13 protein-coding genes are annotated in these 14,154 nt (G+C 68.6%); 7 read left to right on the top strand and 6 right to left on the bottom strand.

Going from position 1 to position 14,154, the window contains the following annotated elements:
• Positions 1-64: 64 nt before the first annotated feature.
• A complete protein-coding gene (locus PKD89_RS02160; protein WP_289012417.1) occupies positions 65-1,249 on the top strand; it encodes a phosphotransferase family protein in 1,185 nt (394 codons plus the stop codon).
• 98 nt (positions 1,250-1,347) lie between these two features.
• A complete protein-coding gene (locus PKD89_RS02155) occupies positions 1,348-2,295 on the top strand; it encodes an FKBP-type peptidyl-prolyl cis-trans isomerase (RefSeq protein WP_289012416.1) in 948 nt (315 codons plus the stop codon).
• 47 nt (positions 2,296-2,342) lie between these two features.
• Here PKD89_RS02155 and PKD89_RS02150 read toward each other — a convergent pair whose 3' ends face one another.
• Positions 2,343-3,242 (bottom strand): SMP-30/gluconolactonase/LRE family protein, encoded by a 900-nt coding sequence (locus tag PKD89_RS02150; protein WP_287391137.1) that lies wholly within the window; start codon positions 3,240-3,242, stop codon positions 2,343-2,345.
• Positions 3,243-3,517: 275 nt separating this feature from the next.
• On the opposite strand from PKD89_RS02150, the gene PKD89_RS02145 reads away from it, so the two are divergent.
• Complete coding sequence (locus tag PKD89_RS02145) at positions 3,518-6,061, top strand: FtsX-like permease family protein (RefSeq protein WP_289012415.1); 2,544 nt, start codon at positions 3,518-3,520, stop codon at positions 6,059-6,061.
• A 139-nt stretch (positions 6,062-6,200) separates the two neighbouring features.
• Here the strand turns inward: PKD89_RS02145 and PKD89_RS02140 are convergent, their stop codons facing one another.
• From PKD89_RS02140 to PKD89_RS02125, 4 genes are all read right to left on the bottom strand, one after another.
• Complete coding sequence (locus tag PKD89_RS02140; RefSeq protein WP_289012414.1) at positions 6,201-7,073, bottom strand: mycofactocin-coupled SDR family oxidoreductase; 873 nt, start codon at positions 7,071-7,073, stop codon at positions 6,201-6,203.
• 137 nt (positions 7,074-7,210) lie between these two features.
• A complete protein-coding gene (gene surE, locus PKD89_RS02135) occupies positions 7,211-8,116 on the bottom strand; it encodes a 5'/3'-nucleotidase SurE (RefSeq protein WP_287375935.1) in 906 nt (301 codons plus the stop codon).
• Positions 8,117-8,152: 36 nt separating this feature from the next.
• Positions 8,153-8,548, bottom strand: coding sequence for an SHOCT domain-containing protein (locus tag PKD89_RS02130; RefSeq protein ID WP_287375937.1), 396 nt, complete (start codon positions 8,546-8,548; stop codon positions 8,153-8,155).
• A 122-nt stretch (positions 8,549-8,670) separates the two neighbouring features.
• Positions 8,671-9,132, bottom strand: coding sequence for an RNA pyrophosphohydrolase (locus PKD89_RS02125; RefSeq protein ID WP_287391140.1), 462 nt, complete (start codon positions 9,130-9,132; stop codon positions 8,671-8,673).
• 189 nt (positions 9,133-9,321) lie between these two features.
• Here PKD89_RS02125 and PKD89_RS02120 point away from each other — a divergent pair, with 189 nt between their 5' ends.
• The 4 genes from PKD89_RS02120 (at position 9,322) to PKD89_RS02105 (ending at position 12,802) form a co-directional block, all read left to right on the top strand.
• A complete protein-coding gene (locus tag PKD89_RS02120; RefSeq protein WP_289012413.1) occupies positions 9,322-9,726 on the top strand; it encodes a hypothetical protein in 405 nt (134 codons plus the stop codon).
• 57 nt (positions 9,727-9,783) lie between these two features.
• Complete coding sequence (locus tag PKD89_RS02115; RefSeq protein WP_289012412.1) at positions 9,784-10,356, top strand: TlpA family protein disulfide reductase; 573 nt, start codon at positions 9,784-9,786, stop codon at positions 10,354-10,356.
• A 179-nt stretch (positions 10,357-10,535) separates the two neighbouring features.
• Entirely contained in the window at positions 10,536-12,035 is a 1,500-nt protein-coding gene (locus PKD89_RS02110; protein WP_287391145.1) for a carboxylesterase/lipase family protein, read from the top strand.
• Positions 12,036-12,067: 32 nt separating this feature from the next.
• The gene (locus tag PKD89_RS02105; protein WP_287375947.1) at positions 12,068-12,802 is read left to right on the top strand and encodes a sulfite exporter TauE/SafE family protein; all 735 of its coding nucleotides are present in this window, start codon (positions 12,068-12,070) and stop codon (positions 12,800-12,802) included.
• Between the two features lie 23 nt (positions 12,803-12,825).
• Here the strand turns inward: PKD89_RS02105 and PKD89_RS02100 are convergent, their stop codons facing one another.
• Positions 12,826-14,088 carry a cytochrome P450 gene (locus PKD89_RS02100; RefSeq protein ID WP_289012411.1) on the bottom strand — a complete coding sequence of 421 codons (1,263 nt, stop codon included), beginning with the start codon at positions 14,086-14,088 and terminating at the stop codon, positions 12,826-12,828.
• Between the last annotated feature and the right edge of the window lie 66 nt (positions 14,089-14,154).

Below are 14,154 nucleotides of genomic sequence, written 5' to 3'. Positions count from 1 at the left end.
GATCGACTAGAAAACGGGCGCGGGGATGATGGGGAGTCCTCGCCAGCGACGCAGAGGGGGCGCGATGGGCGACGGGACAATCGATCAGGACCGGATCGGAGGTGCCGCCAAGCTGTCGGCGGACAAGTTCACCACGACCACGCGCGACCCGGATCAGCTCGGACGCCGTATCGGTGACTGGTTGGGGACGAAGCTTGGGAAGGGGTCGAACCCAACGGTTTTTGAGGTCTCCAAGCCGGAAGGCAACGGCATGTCGTCGGAGACGCTGCTGTTCAGCGCCCGCTGGCGCGACGGCGCCGATGTGGTCGAGCGGCGCCTGGTGGCCCGCATCCAGCCCGAACTCGACAAGGTGCCGGTCTTTTCCTCCTACGACCTGCGGCTTCAGTTTGACGTCATGGCATTGGTGGGCGGCGCCACCGACGTGCCCGTGCCCGAGGTGCTGTGGTTCGAGGGCGACGGCTCGGTGATCGGCGCACCGTTCTTCGTCATGGCGCGCTCCGCAGGAGACGTGCCGCCCGACGTGATGCCGTACACGTTTCCGGACAGCTGCTGGCTCAACGGGGCGTCGACCGTCGATCAAGCTCGCCTGCAAGGGTCGGCGGTCGAGGCGTTGGCCGCACTGCACGAGCTGGGCCCCGAAACCCATGACCTCGACTTTCTCGCCCCGGAGCGACCGGGCGAGACGTCCCTCGAACGCCACCTGGCGGCGTGGCAGGACTACCTCGATTGGGCCACCCACGACGAGCGTTCGCCCCTGCTCGACGAGTGCTTCGCCTGGCTTCGAGCCAACCTGCCGGCCGAGGGCATCGACACCGGCCCGCCCCGCCTCAGCTGGGGGGATGCCCGCATCGGCAACATGATGTTCGTCGACTTCGAGGTGGCCGCCGTACTCGACTGGGAGATGGCGTCGATCGCCCCGCCAGAGGTCGACCTCGGCTGGATGACCTACCTGCATCGGTTCTTTGACGACCTCACCGTCGACCTCGGGGCCGAGGGTATGCGGCAGTTCATGCGCCCGGCCGACGTGGTCGCTACCTACGAGGCGGCCTCGGGTCGGACCGTGGGCGACCTGCGCTGGCACATGGCCTATGCGGCGATGCGCCACGGGGTGATCATGCGCCGGGTCACCGAGCGGTCGATCCACTTCGGTGAGGCGGTGCGCCCCGAGTCGATCGACGATCTGATCATCCATGGGGCGACGCTGCGGTCGATGCTCGACGGCACCTACTGGGACGACGTCGGGTTTTAGGGGGGGCGCTTGCCAGGGTGACCGCCTGGCGGTTCGAATCGGCTGAGCGCTCCGCCAGGTGTCGCCGGTCGTCTTGGGAACACCGGTATCGTGGTTCCGTGCTTTCCCCCAGACGGTCCCTCTCGCGGCGCATCGGTTTCGGTGCCATCGTCATTTCCGTGTTGCTGTTCGCCTCGTGTGGCGACGAATCCTCCGCTGACGCCGAGCCGGCCGCCGTCGATGCCGGCGCCTCCGATGCCGCGCCCAAGGACGCCACGCTGATCGCCATCGAAAAGCGTGGCGCACCCGAGGTGGAGGTGCCGGACAAGCCGGCCACCGAACTCGAGGTCATCGACCTGGAGGAGGGAACCGGCGACGAGGTGGGCCCCGGCGCCACGATCACCGCGCACTACATCGGCGTCGGCCAGGCATCCGGCAAGAAGTTCGATTCGTCCTGGGATCAGGACCAGCCGGCGACGTTCTCGCTCGACGGGGTGATCCCCGGGTGGACCGAGGGCCTGGTCGGCATGAAGGTGGGCGGTCGGCGAGAGCTGATCATCCCGGGAGCCCAGGCTTACAGCGATCAGCCGCCCGAGGGGTCGGGCATTGAACCGGACGAAACGCTGGTGTTCGTCATCGACCTGGTGCGCATCGATGATCCCGGCCCCGCAATCGACGCGAAGGCCCAGGCCGCCGCCCAGGAGCGAGGCGAACCCAAGATCCAGGTTCCAGATCCCCTGCCCACCGAGCTGACGGTGACCGACGATGTTGAGGGCACCGGCGACGAGGTGAAGAAGGGCGACGAGGTGACCGTCTCCTACGCGGGGGCCAGCGCCTCGACCGGGACCATCTTCGACTCGTCCTGGGAGCGCGGACAACCGGTCACGTTCAAGCTCGACGAGGTGATTCCCGGATGGGGCGAGGGGCTGGTCGGCATGAAGGTTGGCGGTCGGCGCACGCTGGTGATCCCACCGGAGCAGGCGTACGGAGACACGCCTCCGCCAGGGTCGGATATGAAGCCAGGCGAGACGCTCGTGTTCGTCGTCGACCTGGTCGGCATCGGCTGACCGGTCGGCGCCGAGAGTTGCTCGATGCCGCCTGCCCGGCGTGGGTTTCAGGGCATGCCGGCGTGGGGCACGTCGACGGTGGTGGTCAGCAGCACCGCCTCGGTCGCCTCTGCGCGAAGGTGCTCGAAGAAGTCGGGTGCTGCGCAGATCAGCAGCGTGGTGCCGTCCTCGCCGCCCAGCATGCATGCGAACGCTCCCAGCCCCTCGGGCATGGCGATCTCGTCGGTGATCTCGCCACCTTCAGCCACCCGGACGCAGCGGGAACCGATCGCATCGGCAAACCAAATCTGACCCTCGGCATCCAATGTGCAGCCGTCGGGGCCGACGGCGACCATGCCGATCGTCTCGTCGAAGGTGCCCAGCGTCGGCGTAGGCGCCAGCTCGGCCCACACCCGCCGGTTGGAGAGCGTGCCGTCGTCCTCGATCGTGAACGCGCTGTAGCGACAGCCGATCGTCTCGCCGACGATCAGCGTCGAACCGTCTGGCGTGATGACGGAGCCGTTGGGGAACATCAGCTCGGCGGCCGCCACGCTGAGCGTGCCGTCCGGGTCGACCCGGATCAGCGGGCTGGCCACCGGATCCTCTCCCGCCATCAGGTCGAAGCCGAATCCGCCCACCCAGGCCCTGCCGATTGCGTCGACCACCATGTCGTTGGCCACCCCGGTCAGCAGCCCGGACAGGTCGGCATGGGTGACCACCGAGCCGTCGGGCTCCTGGCGCAGCACACGCTGGTCCTTCATCGACACCACCAGTAGACGCCCGTCGGGCAGCCAGCCAAGGCCTGACGGTTGGGTGTCGACCTCGAGCACCTGGGTCTGGCGGCCATCGGGAGCCACCCGGTACACCGAGTGGCGGTAGAAGTCCGACACCCACCAGGTGCCGTCGCGCCACCGAGGGCCCTCAAAAAACCTGCCGCCGGTGGTCAAGGTGGTGAGTTCGCGTGCCATGAGGGCACGATAGAACTCCGGAGAGCCGGCCGCCTTGAGCTCTGTTCGTTTCCGACCAGGGTTTGGGAAGTCGGGAGCCGAAACGACCGCCAGGGCGCGCTGTGGGCTCCCCAGTTCGGGAAGGGTTGGGAAGTCGGGAGCCGAAACGACCGCCAGGGCGCGCTGTGGGCTCCCCAGTTCGGGAAGGGTGACTAGACCCCCGGGCGCGCTGTGACTGCTCCCTGGTTTCCGGTGGGCGCACCACGTATTCGGCCGCAGCGTCCCAGACTGATCGGGTGCTCCACTCGCCCGCAGCATCGGCCGTGCTGGTGTTGGCCCGACGCTCGCTGCGTGCCCGGCTCAGCCGGATCGCCGCCACGATCCTCGGTCTGGCCGTCGCGGTTGGCTTTACCGTTGCGGCGTTCGGGGTGGCCGCCCAGTTCGATCGGTTCGTCGGTGCGGGTACCGACCAGGCGGCGGAGGCGACGGATGCGATCCCCAAGGGGGCCGTGGTCATCGCAGCTCCGGCGGGCGGGGCCACCCAGACGACCGCCGTCGACGAGTCCCTCCTGGCGCGGGTGCGGGCCGTCCCCGGGGTGATCGAGGCCAGCGGCAGCTACGACCAGCCGATCGGCGTGCGCCTGCCATCCGGTGCGCAGGCCGACGTGCCTGTCGTGTTGCGGGGCCTGGTGTTCACGTCGGCGTGGAGCTCGGACCGATGGCGCGTGGTGGAGGGCGAGGCGCCGACGCTGAACGACCGTCCCAGCGGGGGAGACTTGCCGATAGCGCTCGACGCCGGGGGTGAGCGTTCCGCCGACGCCACGCTGGGCGATCGCATCCAGCTTCAGACGCCCATCGGTGGTGTGTCGGCTCGGGTGGTCGGACTGGTTCGCCCGGCCGGCGATGGTGGCGCAGACAGCGTCGGGCAGGTGTCGTCCCCGGTGAACGACGGGGCAACAGGTGCAATGTCGATCGGCGTCATCGATGCCCGGGTGGTCATCGATCCTCGGGTGTTGCCGGCCTTGTTGGACGCTGAGGGTCGCCTCGACCGCATCACGGCCATCCCGGTGCCTGGTACCGACCTGGACGAGCTCGCCGCCCGGCTGCGCAGCTCACTGCCCGCTGACCTGGAGGTCAGCTCGGCCAAGGACGCCGCCGCTGTCACGGCCCAGACCGTCCAGGTGATCTCCGAGGGCGTCGCCACGGCCACGTTCGCATTTGCGGCCTTGTCTGCGGCGGTGGCCGCCCTGTTGGTGTCCAACACGCTGGCCATCCTGGTCACCCAACGCAACCGCGAGCTGGCGTTGCTTCGTTGCGTTGGGCTGACCACAGCCCAGGCTGGACGCATCGTGATGTTGGAGGCGGCCATGGTGGGGATCGCTGGCGCAGCGTTGGGGCTGGTGCTGGGGATTCCCCTGTCGATGGTGGGGGCCTCGTTCATCCAGCCCGGCGCCCAGGTGGGGTTGTTGGTGACCACTCAGATGGTTGGCGCCGCAGTGCTCGTCGGGGTGGGGGTCACGATGTTCGCTGCGATCGTTCCGGCGTTTCGTGCCTCGCGTGTGCCGCCCCTGGCCGCCCTGGTGGCTGCGGACTCTGCGCCGCGACGCGGCGTCGTGGGTTGGGCGATGACACCCCTGTTGCTCGCGGCCCGTGCACTGTCGCCGACAACCAGCGTTCGCATGGCCGTCGACAACGCCCGGCGGGACCTGCGCCGATCGGGGGCGACCGCCGTCACCCTGATCGTCGGGCTGGGGCTGATCTCGCTGGTGCTCACCGGGAGTGCCTCCATCCGTGCGGCCACCCAGGACCAGTTCGTCAACGCCTCGTCGGCCGACCTGTACCTGGAACGGCGGGGCCTGGTGCGTATCAGCGGCGACGCCGTGGACGAGCGCCTGGCGGCGGCGGGTGTCGAATCCGGGTTGGTGTCCGTGCTGGCCGTGGACGGCAGCCTGCGTGGCCCGTCGGGCACCATCGACCAGGTGTCGGCCTCGCGGCTGGATGCGGTGCCCCGCCTGTTCGACCTGGGGCTCAGTGGCGGCGCGTTTCCCCAAGGGCCGGCTCCGCCGATCGCCGACTTCAACGACGCCGACGCCGGGACCCAGGGCGAGACCGACGTCGGGCGGGCGATGCTGTCCGATGGGGCCGCTCAGACGGTGGGCGTCGGCGTCGGTGGAGACGTGACTCTGCGGTCGGTATCCGGGCGAGAGCGAACGTTGCGAGTGGTCGGCACGTACCGCGGGACTGCGTTCGTGGGCCCAGCGGTGGTCGAGCGCGCCGATGCTGAGGCCATTGCCGCCGACGGCAGTTTCGAGGTGGCGGCCGTCGATGTGCCCGACCGCTTCGATGTCGCGGATGCAGCGGGCTACTTCGGGCGCAACCTGCGCGGGTTTCCCAAACTGCGGGTGCACACGCCGGAGGAGTTTGCAGCGTTGAACGTGGGTGTGGCCAACACCGTGACCCGGCTGGCGCTGGTGGTTCTCTCGGGAGCCCTGCTGGTGGGGGCGCTGGGTGCCGCCAACACCATCTCGTTGTCGGTGATGGAGCGTCGGCGCGAGTTGGGGCTGCTGCGGGCGGTCGGCGCTACCGCCGGCCAGGTACGTTCGCTGGTGCGCACCGAGGCCCTCGTGATCTGTGGCCTCGCCGGCCTGGTGGGGGTGAGCGCCGGCGTGGTGACGGCGGTCGTGGCGGTTGGGCGCGCCCCTGCAGAGTTCGCGGCCGATCCGGTGGTGCCGTGGCTGTCCTTGGGCGTCGTCGGCGTCGCTGCGCTGACGATCGGGGCCGTGTCGGCGGCTCTGGCAACCCGTCGTCAGAACGCAGGCGGGCCGCTCGACGCCTTGTGACAGGCGTCTTGACCGGCAGCACTCGGCCGCTCGAGTGGCTGAGAGTGCGAAGTCGGGAGCCCAGAGGTACGTCAGACCGCGCTGTGGGCTCCCCGGTTCGGGAAGGGTTGGGGGAAGGTTGGTCGGAAGCGGGGTTGCCTCAGCCCATCAACATGTTGCCGCCGTCGACGGGCAGGCTGACGCCGGTGATGCCCCGGGCCTCGTCGCTGCACAGCCACAGCACGGCGTTGGCGATGTCGGAGCTCTCCAGCCACGGCAGATCCAACGCCTGCATCGGGTTGAGCACGCTGGCGGTGTCCTCGAAGGTGGGGTTGTCCAGGTCGCCGCGCATCATGTTGGCGAAGTAGTCGTTCTCGATCATCGGCGTGCGCACCGACGACGGGTGGATGCTGTTGACCCGGATGTTGTTCGGTGACAGCTCCAGGGCCATTGTTTTCATCAGCCCGGTTACGCCATGCTTCGAGGCCACATAGGGCGCCGACACCCACATGCCCTTCAGGCCGGCGATCGACGAGGTGATCACGACGGAGCCGCCCCGCTGGCCGGCCATGATCGCCGGGGCAGCAGCGCGCACCGTCTTCCACACCCCGGTCAGGTTGGTTCCGACGATCTCGTCCCAGGCCTGTTCGGACAGCTCGGTGAACAGCGAGGTGGCCATCACGCCGGCGTTGGCCACGACGATGTCGAGGCGGCCGAAGCGGTCGAGCCCCTCGGCGACGGCGCCCTCCAGGGCGGCCAGGTCGCGCACATCGGCGGCGCGGGACACCATCGCCCCACCGGCCGCCTCAACCATCGCGACCGTGGTGGCCAGGTCCTCGGGCGTCGCCATCGGATAGGGGATCGAGTCCAGCTGAGCGGCCAGGTCGACCCCGATGATGTTGGCGCCTTCAGCGGCGAAGCGAACCGCCTCCTCCCGCCCCTGGCCCCGTGCGGCGCCGGTGATCAGCACCACTTTGCCGTCGAAGCGTCGGCGCGTTGCTGACCCGCCGTTGTCGCCGGTCGTCGTTGTCATCTGTTCCCCCTGGTGTTCGTTGTCTGGATGATCGTTGGTCACCGCCGGCGGCAATTCGATGGCCTGGACCGACATGCCGCCCACTACGACATGCCGCCCACTACGACATGTGCTGCCCCCTATGACACGGAGGGGCCCTACGATACGGCGGAGCCCGTCGGGTCCTCGGCGGTGTCGGGGCGGCGCAGCACGTGGGGTGACGAGGCGTCGGGCACCCGGTGCACCGGTTGCAGGTCGGCCCCGGGGCGAACGCTGCTGACGAGGTCGTCGGTGTCGACCTCCTCGTCGAGGGTCGTGTCGGTCCACGCCTCGGTCACCCCGACCAGCGTGGTAATCGTGGCAAAGCCATCGAGGAGCAGCGCCACGTCGGTGTCGGGTGGCGGCACGGCGCCACTGGGCTGAAGTTCGAACTGCCGACGGTCGTCGTCGTCGGTGGCGATGGCGGCTCGCATGGTGCCGAAGGGGGCCAGTCGTGCCCACCGAACGCCGCGGCAGTCCTCGAGGTCGCACGCCGGGGCGTTCAGGTTCAGCACGGTTCGCTGGGGTGCCTCGATCACCAGGTCCAGCATTTCGACCGCCAGCGCCGCTGCGGTCGGCCAGAACCAGGGATGGCCGTCGGAGGTCTCGGCCGCGCTGATCGCCAGGCCGGACAAGCCGAAGTTCTGGCCGGCCAGGGTCGCTCCGACCGTGCCCGAGTGCAGCACGGCCCGGCCGGTGTTGGCACCGGCGTTGATGCCGGAGACAATCAAGTCCGGTGGGGGGCCGAATGCGCCGAGACGTGCGACGACCACCGTGTAGGCCGGGGCTCCGGCCACGGCGTGGGCCTCGACCTCCTCCGCCCCGTCGATCGTCACCCGCTCGGAGCGAATTTCGCCCAGGTTGACGTAGCCCTCCCCCGAGCTGGCCAGTGAGGTGCCCGCTCCGCTCCAGTCGGCGTCGGGCGCGATCACCACGATCTCGTGCTCGGTGGCGGCGAGATGCCGCACGAGTTCCTGAAGCCCCTCCGAGGAGATGCCGTCGTCGTTGGTTACCTGAATGCGCACGTCATGCACCGTAGCCAGTCAGGGCACGGGCTGGCGTCAGCCGTTGATCAGGCGTGCCTTGGCGGCGGCGAACTCGGTGTCATCGAGCTTGCCGGAGTTGTGCAGCTCGGCCAGCTTGGCCAGCTCGTCGGCGGTGGTGCCGGTGCCGGCCGCGTCACGGATGTAGGCCTGCATTGCCTCGTCGTTCTTCTGCATGCTCTGCGCTTGCCGCTGGGCCATGCCCGAGCCGTGGACGATGAGGTAGAGGAAGACGCCCAGGTAGGGCAGGAAGATGATCCCGATGGTCCACAGGGCCTTGCTGACACCCGAGTTGTGGCTGCGGAAAATGTCACCGAACACCTGGAAGATCAACATGATCCAGATGAAGAAGAGGAAGAACCAGATGATCGACCAGAGAACCTGACCGGTACCAAACTCGGCTGCGAGTTGCATCGCGCACGTCTTTCGTTAGAGGGCGTTCCGCCAGTCGGTTCGCCGACCCGGCAACCTAATCCAGATCGCGTTGCGTGTGGCCTTCACGTCAGGCGGACTACGGGGCTTCGATACGACCCGGCTCAGGCAAGATCGAGCTCGCTTCGAAGCCAGTCGATCACCCGGAGGTACACGGCCCCCTTGAAGTCGACCACCCGATCGAGATAGGCCTCGGGATCGGCCCAGCGCCAGGATCGAAACTCGTCGTCGGCGGCCGCGTCGAGATCGGGCTCAGCGTCGCCGACCGTGCGCACCAGAAACCATCGCTGGATCTGTCCCAAATGACGACCGGAGTGCTCGGCGGGGAAGGTGTAGGCCAGCCACTCGTCCAGCTCGGCCACCCATTCGATGCGCTCGTCGCCCAGTCCGGTCTCCTCGAGCAGTTCACGGGCCGCAGCGCTGCGTGGAGGTTCGTCGCGGTTGATGCCGCCCTGGGGAAATTGCCAGCTGCCCAGGTGATCGATGCGCTCGAACCACGCCACTTGGCCGTCGCCCCGGGTCACCACGATGCCGACGTTGGCTCTGAACGTTGCTGGTTTGGACACGACGACGACGGTATCGGAGAGACGCAGGGGGTGACCGGACGGAAGTGTGGAGCTGCGCCATCGGTAGTGAGGGGCACAGCTCCACACCACGACGAGCACTCGGGGTTCTTTGGGGGCACGCGCGGCCCGAACAGGTCTGCCGGGGGCGGGCGGTAGGATTTCGCCACATCATCTCCTGGGGAGGGCTTCATGGTTGCCACCACGTTCATCACGCCGAGCGGAAGCTCGGTGGTCGATGCTGCCTGGGATGGTGACTCGCTGCAGCTCAAGGTCGCCGCTCTGGCCGACGCCACCGGATGGACGTTGAAGGAGGAGGGGTTGTGTCGCGGTGACCTGTGCGTGCCCGACAGGGTCGGTCTCGCTGCCGAAGGCCACGTCGACGTCACTGCGTTGGCTGTTGCGCTCGACGCACCGATCATCGCCGACCCGAAGGTTCCGGCGGTTGTGCTGGGTGAGCGGCGATCCCAGCGGGCACTGGCGCTGACGCACGCGCAGCTGCCGCCCTTCGAGCTGCCCGACCTGGATGGCGATCCGATGCCGTCGTCAACATGGGCCAACAAGAAGAAGGTGCTGGTGGTCTTCGCCAGCTGGTGAGGCTGTCGCTACGACCTGCCAGGTTGGCAGGCACTGCAGAATGAACTGGGCGATGACGTGGCGTTCATCGCCGTGGCCTTCGACGACTCAGCCGCCGACGTCGAGCCCTTCGCCGAGGGCATCGACTTGCCGGTGTTGTTGGATCGCCATCATGTGCTCAGCGAGACGCTGGCGGTCTCCAACGTGCCGACCGTCGTGTGGGTTGACGAGGCCGACCGCATCGTCGTGCCCAACTGGGTGGCCTTCTCCAACGATCTGTTCACCGAGTTTCACGGGCTGGAGTCCGGCCCGGCGCTCGATGCGATCCGCACCTGGGTGCGAAGCGACGTGGTGCCCGCCGAGCTGGAGGTCGACCCGTCGGTGATCGGCGATCTCAGCGAGGACGAGGAGTCGGCCCGGTTGTGGTTTCGCCTGGCCGTCGAGCTGCGACGCAACGGCGACGACGAGGCGGCCGGGCGGTTGTTCGCCCGGGCCGGTGAGTTGGCCCCGCTGGACTTCACCATTCGCCGGGCCGCCATGCCGCTGGTGAACGATGACCCGTTTGGTGGCTCGTTCTTCGAGCTGTACGGCGAGTGGGAGGCGGCCGGGCGCCCCTATCACGGCATCGGTTCCGGGCCGACGGCCTCCTGAACGGTGGCGGGTGGAACCACCACCGGCCGGGAAGCCTGGACAGCACCGAACTTCTGAACAGGTCGAACAGAGCCGCCCTACGCCGGCTGTACTGCAGCACAGCCATGTCGTGGCACACTTGCCACCTGGGCCGATCGCAGCAGCGGGCGGCCGCTCGACACGATTCCGGGGAGCGTTCGATGACCGAGGTCAGCACCACACAGGGCGCACTGCGCGGCACCGCCACCGATCACGGGTGGAAGTTCTTGGGCGTCCCCTATGCGGCCCCGCCGGTGGGCGAACTGCGGTTTCGGCCACCGGCTGCGCCAGCGACGTGGGAAGGCGTTCGCGTCGCCGATTCGTTCGGTCCGATCGCTCCGCAGAACCCGTCGATGATGGATGCGATCACCGGCGCAGAGCCGGAGACCCCGGGCGAAGATTGCTTGTACCTCAACGTGTGGACCCCGAACACCGAGGGAAGTCGACCGGTGATGGTGTGGATCCACGGCGGCGGGTTTCAGATCGGTTCGGGCTCCTCGCCCATCTACGACGGCGAGGCGTTCGCCCGTGACGGAGTGGTCCTGGTCAGCCTCAACTACCGCCTGGGCGAGCTGGGCTTCATGGAGCTGGGTGCCATCGACCCCGACTATGCCGGGAGCGGCAACAACGGCCTGCGCGATCAGATCTGTGCCCTCGAGTGGGTGCGCGACAACATCGCTGTCTTCGGTGGCGACCCGGGCAACGTCACCGTGTTCGGCGAGTCGGCGGGCTCGATGTCGGTCAGCCTGCTGCTGGCCTCCGACGCTGCCACCGGGTTGTTCCGCCGGGCGATCTGCGAGTCGGGCGGCGTCAACGCCGCCTCCACCGCCGAGGCGGCCGAGACCCTGGCCGCCCAGTACCTGGCCGAGTCCGGGGCGGACGACGTCGCCGGGCTGCTCGCCCTCCCGGTCGAGGACCTGATGGCGGTGCAGTCCAAGGTGTTGATGGAGCGCTTCGCCGATGTCGAGGCGACGATCGAGGCCGGCGGCGACCCACTGACGTTTCTGCCGTTCCGCCCCGTAACCGACGGGGGGCTCGTGCCTCTCGACCCCTTGGCCGCCATTGCGTCGGGCAGCGCCCCCGGAGTCGACGTGTTGGTGGGCTACAACGCCGATGAGTGGAAGTTGTTCGCGCTGATGGACGCCTCCCCGATCGACGACGAGACGCTGGTTCGACGCCTGGACATGGTCAGCGGCAACGGCGCAGCTCTAGCCGACGCCTATCGCACGATGGGCGGGGATGCACCGGCCAAGGACCTCCTCAACAACGCGTTCACCGACCTGTTGTTCCGTCGTCCTGCCGCCAAGTTGCTGCATGCGCAGACGTCGCACGGTGCCACGTACGCCTACAGGTTCTCCTGGCAGAGCCCGTCGATGGGCGGCATGTTGGGTGCAGCGCATGCCATGGAACTGCCCTTTGTGTTCGACCTGGCCCACATGCCCGGCATCGAGGTGCTCGTCGGGCCCGATGCGCCTCAGGTGCTGGCTGATTCGGTGCACGGCGCCTGGGTGGCCTTTGCCACCGAAGGGACCCCGTCGTTGCCCGGCGGCCCGCAGTGGGAGCGATGGACCCACGACGCCTACAACGCCATCGACCTGGACGAGCACTGCCGGCCGATTCTCGACGCACACGACACGGTGGACGCCGCTTGGGAAGCGTGATCCGCCCCTTCCGCCCGCCGAGCGGTTAGGCCATGCCCAGCGCCGCCGGGTTTGTGGTGCTGGTCCTCGGCGTCGGGCTGGGTGCCACGCTCAACGCCGCCGCCGGTTTCGGGTTCTCGCTGCTGACCGTCCCGCTGATGGCGCTGGCGGTCGGACCCAAGGAAGCAGTGGTGCTGTCGGCGGTGATGAGCGTCGGCAGTACCGGAGCGGTCGCCTGGAAAAGCCGAAGCAGCGTCGAAGCGCCGGTGGCCTACCGGTTGTTGGGCGGCGCGTTGTTGGGCATGCCGGTCGGGATCGTCGTGCTCAGCCGGATGGCCCCTGAGCCGCTGCAGATCCTGATTGCGTTGGCGGTGCTCGCCTCGGCCGGGGTGCTCACCCTCGGGATTCGGTTGCGAAGGCCCAACGGATCGCTCGATGTCGGGGTCGGCTTCGTGTCCGGGATGTTCAAGACGTCTGTGGGTGTCAGCGGTCCCCCGATCGTGATCCTGTTGCAGGGCCGTGGGTTGGCCAAGAACGCGTTTCGGGCCACCTCGTCCACGGTGATCGTCGCGGTCAACCTGACCTCGCTCGTGCTGTTCGGGGTGGCGGGCCAGATCGATCGGGTGGTGCTGATCGCGGCGGTGGTCAGCCTGCCCGCCCTCCCGGTGGGGTTCTGGCTGGGCAACCGACTCCACGAGCGCGTCCCGGAGGAACGCTTTCGGTCGCTCGTGCTGGTCATGGTGGTTCTCAGCGCCGGCCTGGCGCTCTACGGAGCGCTGCTGGGTTAGACACCCGCTTGCTGCCGGGGCGATTACCGCAGTGCGAACCCCAGGCGGAAGGACCGGACGGCTCGGGCGAACATGTTGGCTTCGACGTCGGGTTCGCTCAGCGGCGTCAGGTCACGGATCCGGCGCGTGAGCTCCTCGAAGAGGATCGTCAGCTCGTAGCGGGCCAGGTTCGCCCCGACGCAGAAGTGGGTGCCTTGCCCGAAGCCCAGGTGCGGGTTGGGCGAGCGGGTGATGTCGAAGCGGGTGGGATCGTTGAAGACCCTCGGGTCGCGGTTGGCCGCCGGGTACAAGAGGATCAGGCGGTCGCCGGTGGCGAGGTCGGTGCCCGCCAGCGTGGTGTCGCAGTCGACGGTTCGGAAGAAGTTGTTGAGGGGTGTCACGAACCGGATCACCTCTTCGACTGCGGTCGGGATGGCCTCCGGATGCGCGGCGAGATACTCCCACTGTTCCGGGTGGTCGCAGAACGCCCGCAGCCCGTGAGCGATGGCGGTGCGGGTGGTCTCGGCGCCCCCGGCGATGAACAGCCCCACCTCATGGTAGAGACGGGTCGGATCGTAGGTAAACCCGTCGACGTCGGCGTTGGCCCAGACCGACACCAGGTCGTCGGCCGGTTCGGCCCGGCGTTGCTCGGCCAACGGCTGCAACACGCCGTTGAAGGCGACGACGGCGTTGAACAGGCCGAGTGCCGCGTGCTGGTCCCGCTCGACTTCGTCGATTCGCATCAGCGCCTCGGACCACTCCTTGATGTCGCGCCACGACTCCTCGGGGAAGCCAAGCAGCCGGGCGGTCAGCCGGCAGGGCAGCTGGGAGGCCAGCTCGTCGATGACCTCCATCTCGCCACGACCGGTCGCTGCGTCGGCGTCGGTGGCGGCGTCGAGCAGTTCGCCGATCGCGGCGCGCAGCCAGGTTTCGTGGGTGCGCACCGCCCGCGGGGTGAAGCGCCCCGACACCAGGCGCCGCTGGCGCAGGTGCTCGGGATCGTCGAGGGCGATCATGTTGTTCTCGTCCGCGGACGGCAGGGACCGGTACCCGGGTCCTGAGGTGAAGTCGGCGCTGCGCCGCTCCGCCTCGCGCAGGTGGGCGTGCTGGGTCACGGCCCACAGACCGTTGCGATCGCGGGCGAGCGTGTCGCCGGCGAGCAGCTCGGCCCACAGCTCCTGCGGGTTGCCGCGGTACAGCTCCGGGTCGAGCAGGTCGAGCCCGGTGGGCTGGGCCGTGCTCGGCTGGGCGTCCGCTGGCGGGGTCGTGGGGGACGCAGTTGTGGCGGATCCGGTCTTCGAAGTCATGGCCCTCCCCGGCCGTGGCGAACGATGCCTCGGGGCAAAGCGTGCCCCCGGGCCGACAACTTGACC

Origin of the sequence: Candidatus Neomicrothrix sp. (assembly GCF_035329545.1) — a bacterium.
Lineage (GTDB): Bacteria > Actinomycetota > Acidimicrobiia > Acidimicrobiales > Microtrichaceae > Microthrix > Microthrix subdominans.
The sequence above is the reverse complement of the archived record's forward strand: the minus strand, read 5'-3'. Positions and strand labels throughout refer to the sequence as shown.

Excerpts from the sequence above, each read along its gene's own strand:
- PKD89_RS02160 (WP_289012417.1), top strand. The coding sequence starts at position 65 with ATGGGCGACGGGACAATCGATCAGGACCGGATCGGAGGTGCCGCCAAG.
- PKD89_RS02150 (WP_287391137.1), bottom strand. The coding sequence starts at position 3,242 with ATGGCACGCGAACTCACCACCTTGACCACCGGCGGCAGGTTTTTTGAG.
- PKD89_RS02140 (WP_289012414.1), bottom strand. The coding sequence starts at position 7,073 with ATGACAACGACGACCGGCGACAACGGCGGGTCAGCAACGCGCCGACGC.
- PKD89_RS02130 (WP_287375937.1), bottom strand. The coding sequence starts at position 8,548 with ATGCAACTCGCAGCCGAGTTTGGTACCGGTCAGGTTCTCTGGTCGATC.
- PKD89_RS02120 (WP_289012413.1), top strand. The coding sequence starts at position 9,322 with ATGGTTGCCACCACGTTCATCACGCCGAGCGGAAGCTCGGTGGTCGAT.
- PKD89_RS02110 (WP_287391145.1), top strand. The coding sequence starts at position 10,536 with ATGACCGAGGTCAGCACCACACAGGGCGCACTGCGCGGCACCGCCACC.
- PKD89_RS02105 (WP_287375947.1), top strand. The coding sequence starts at position 12,068 with ATGCCCAGCGCCGCCGGGTTTGTGGTGCTGGTCCTCGGCGTCGGGCTG.
- PKD89_RS02100 (WP_289012411.1), bottom strand. The coding sequence starts at position 14,088 with ATGACTTCGAAGACCGGATCCGCCACAACTGCGTCCCCCACGACCCCG.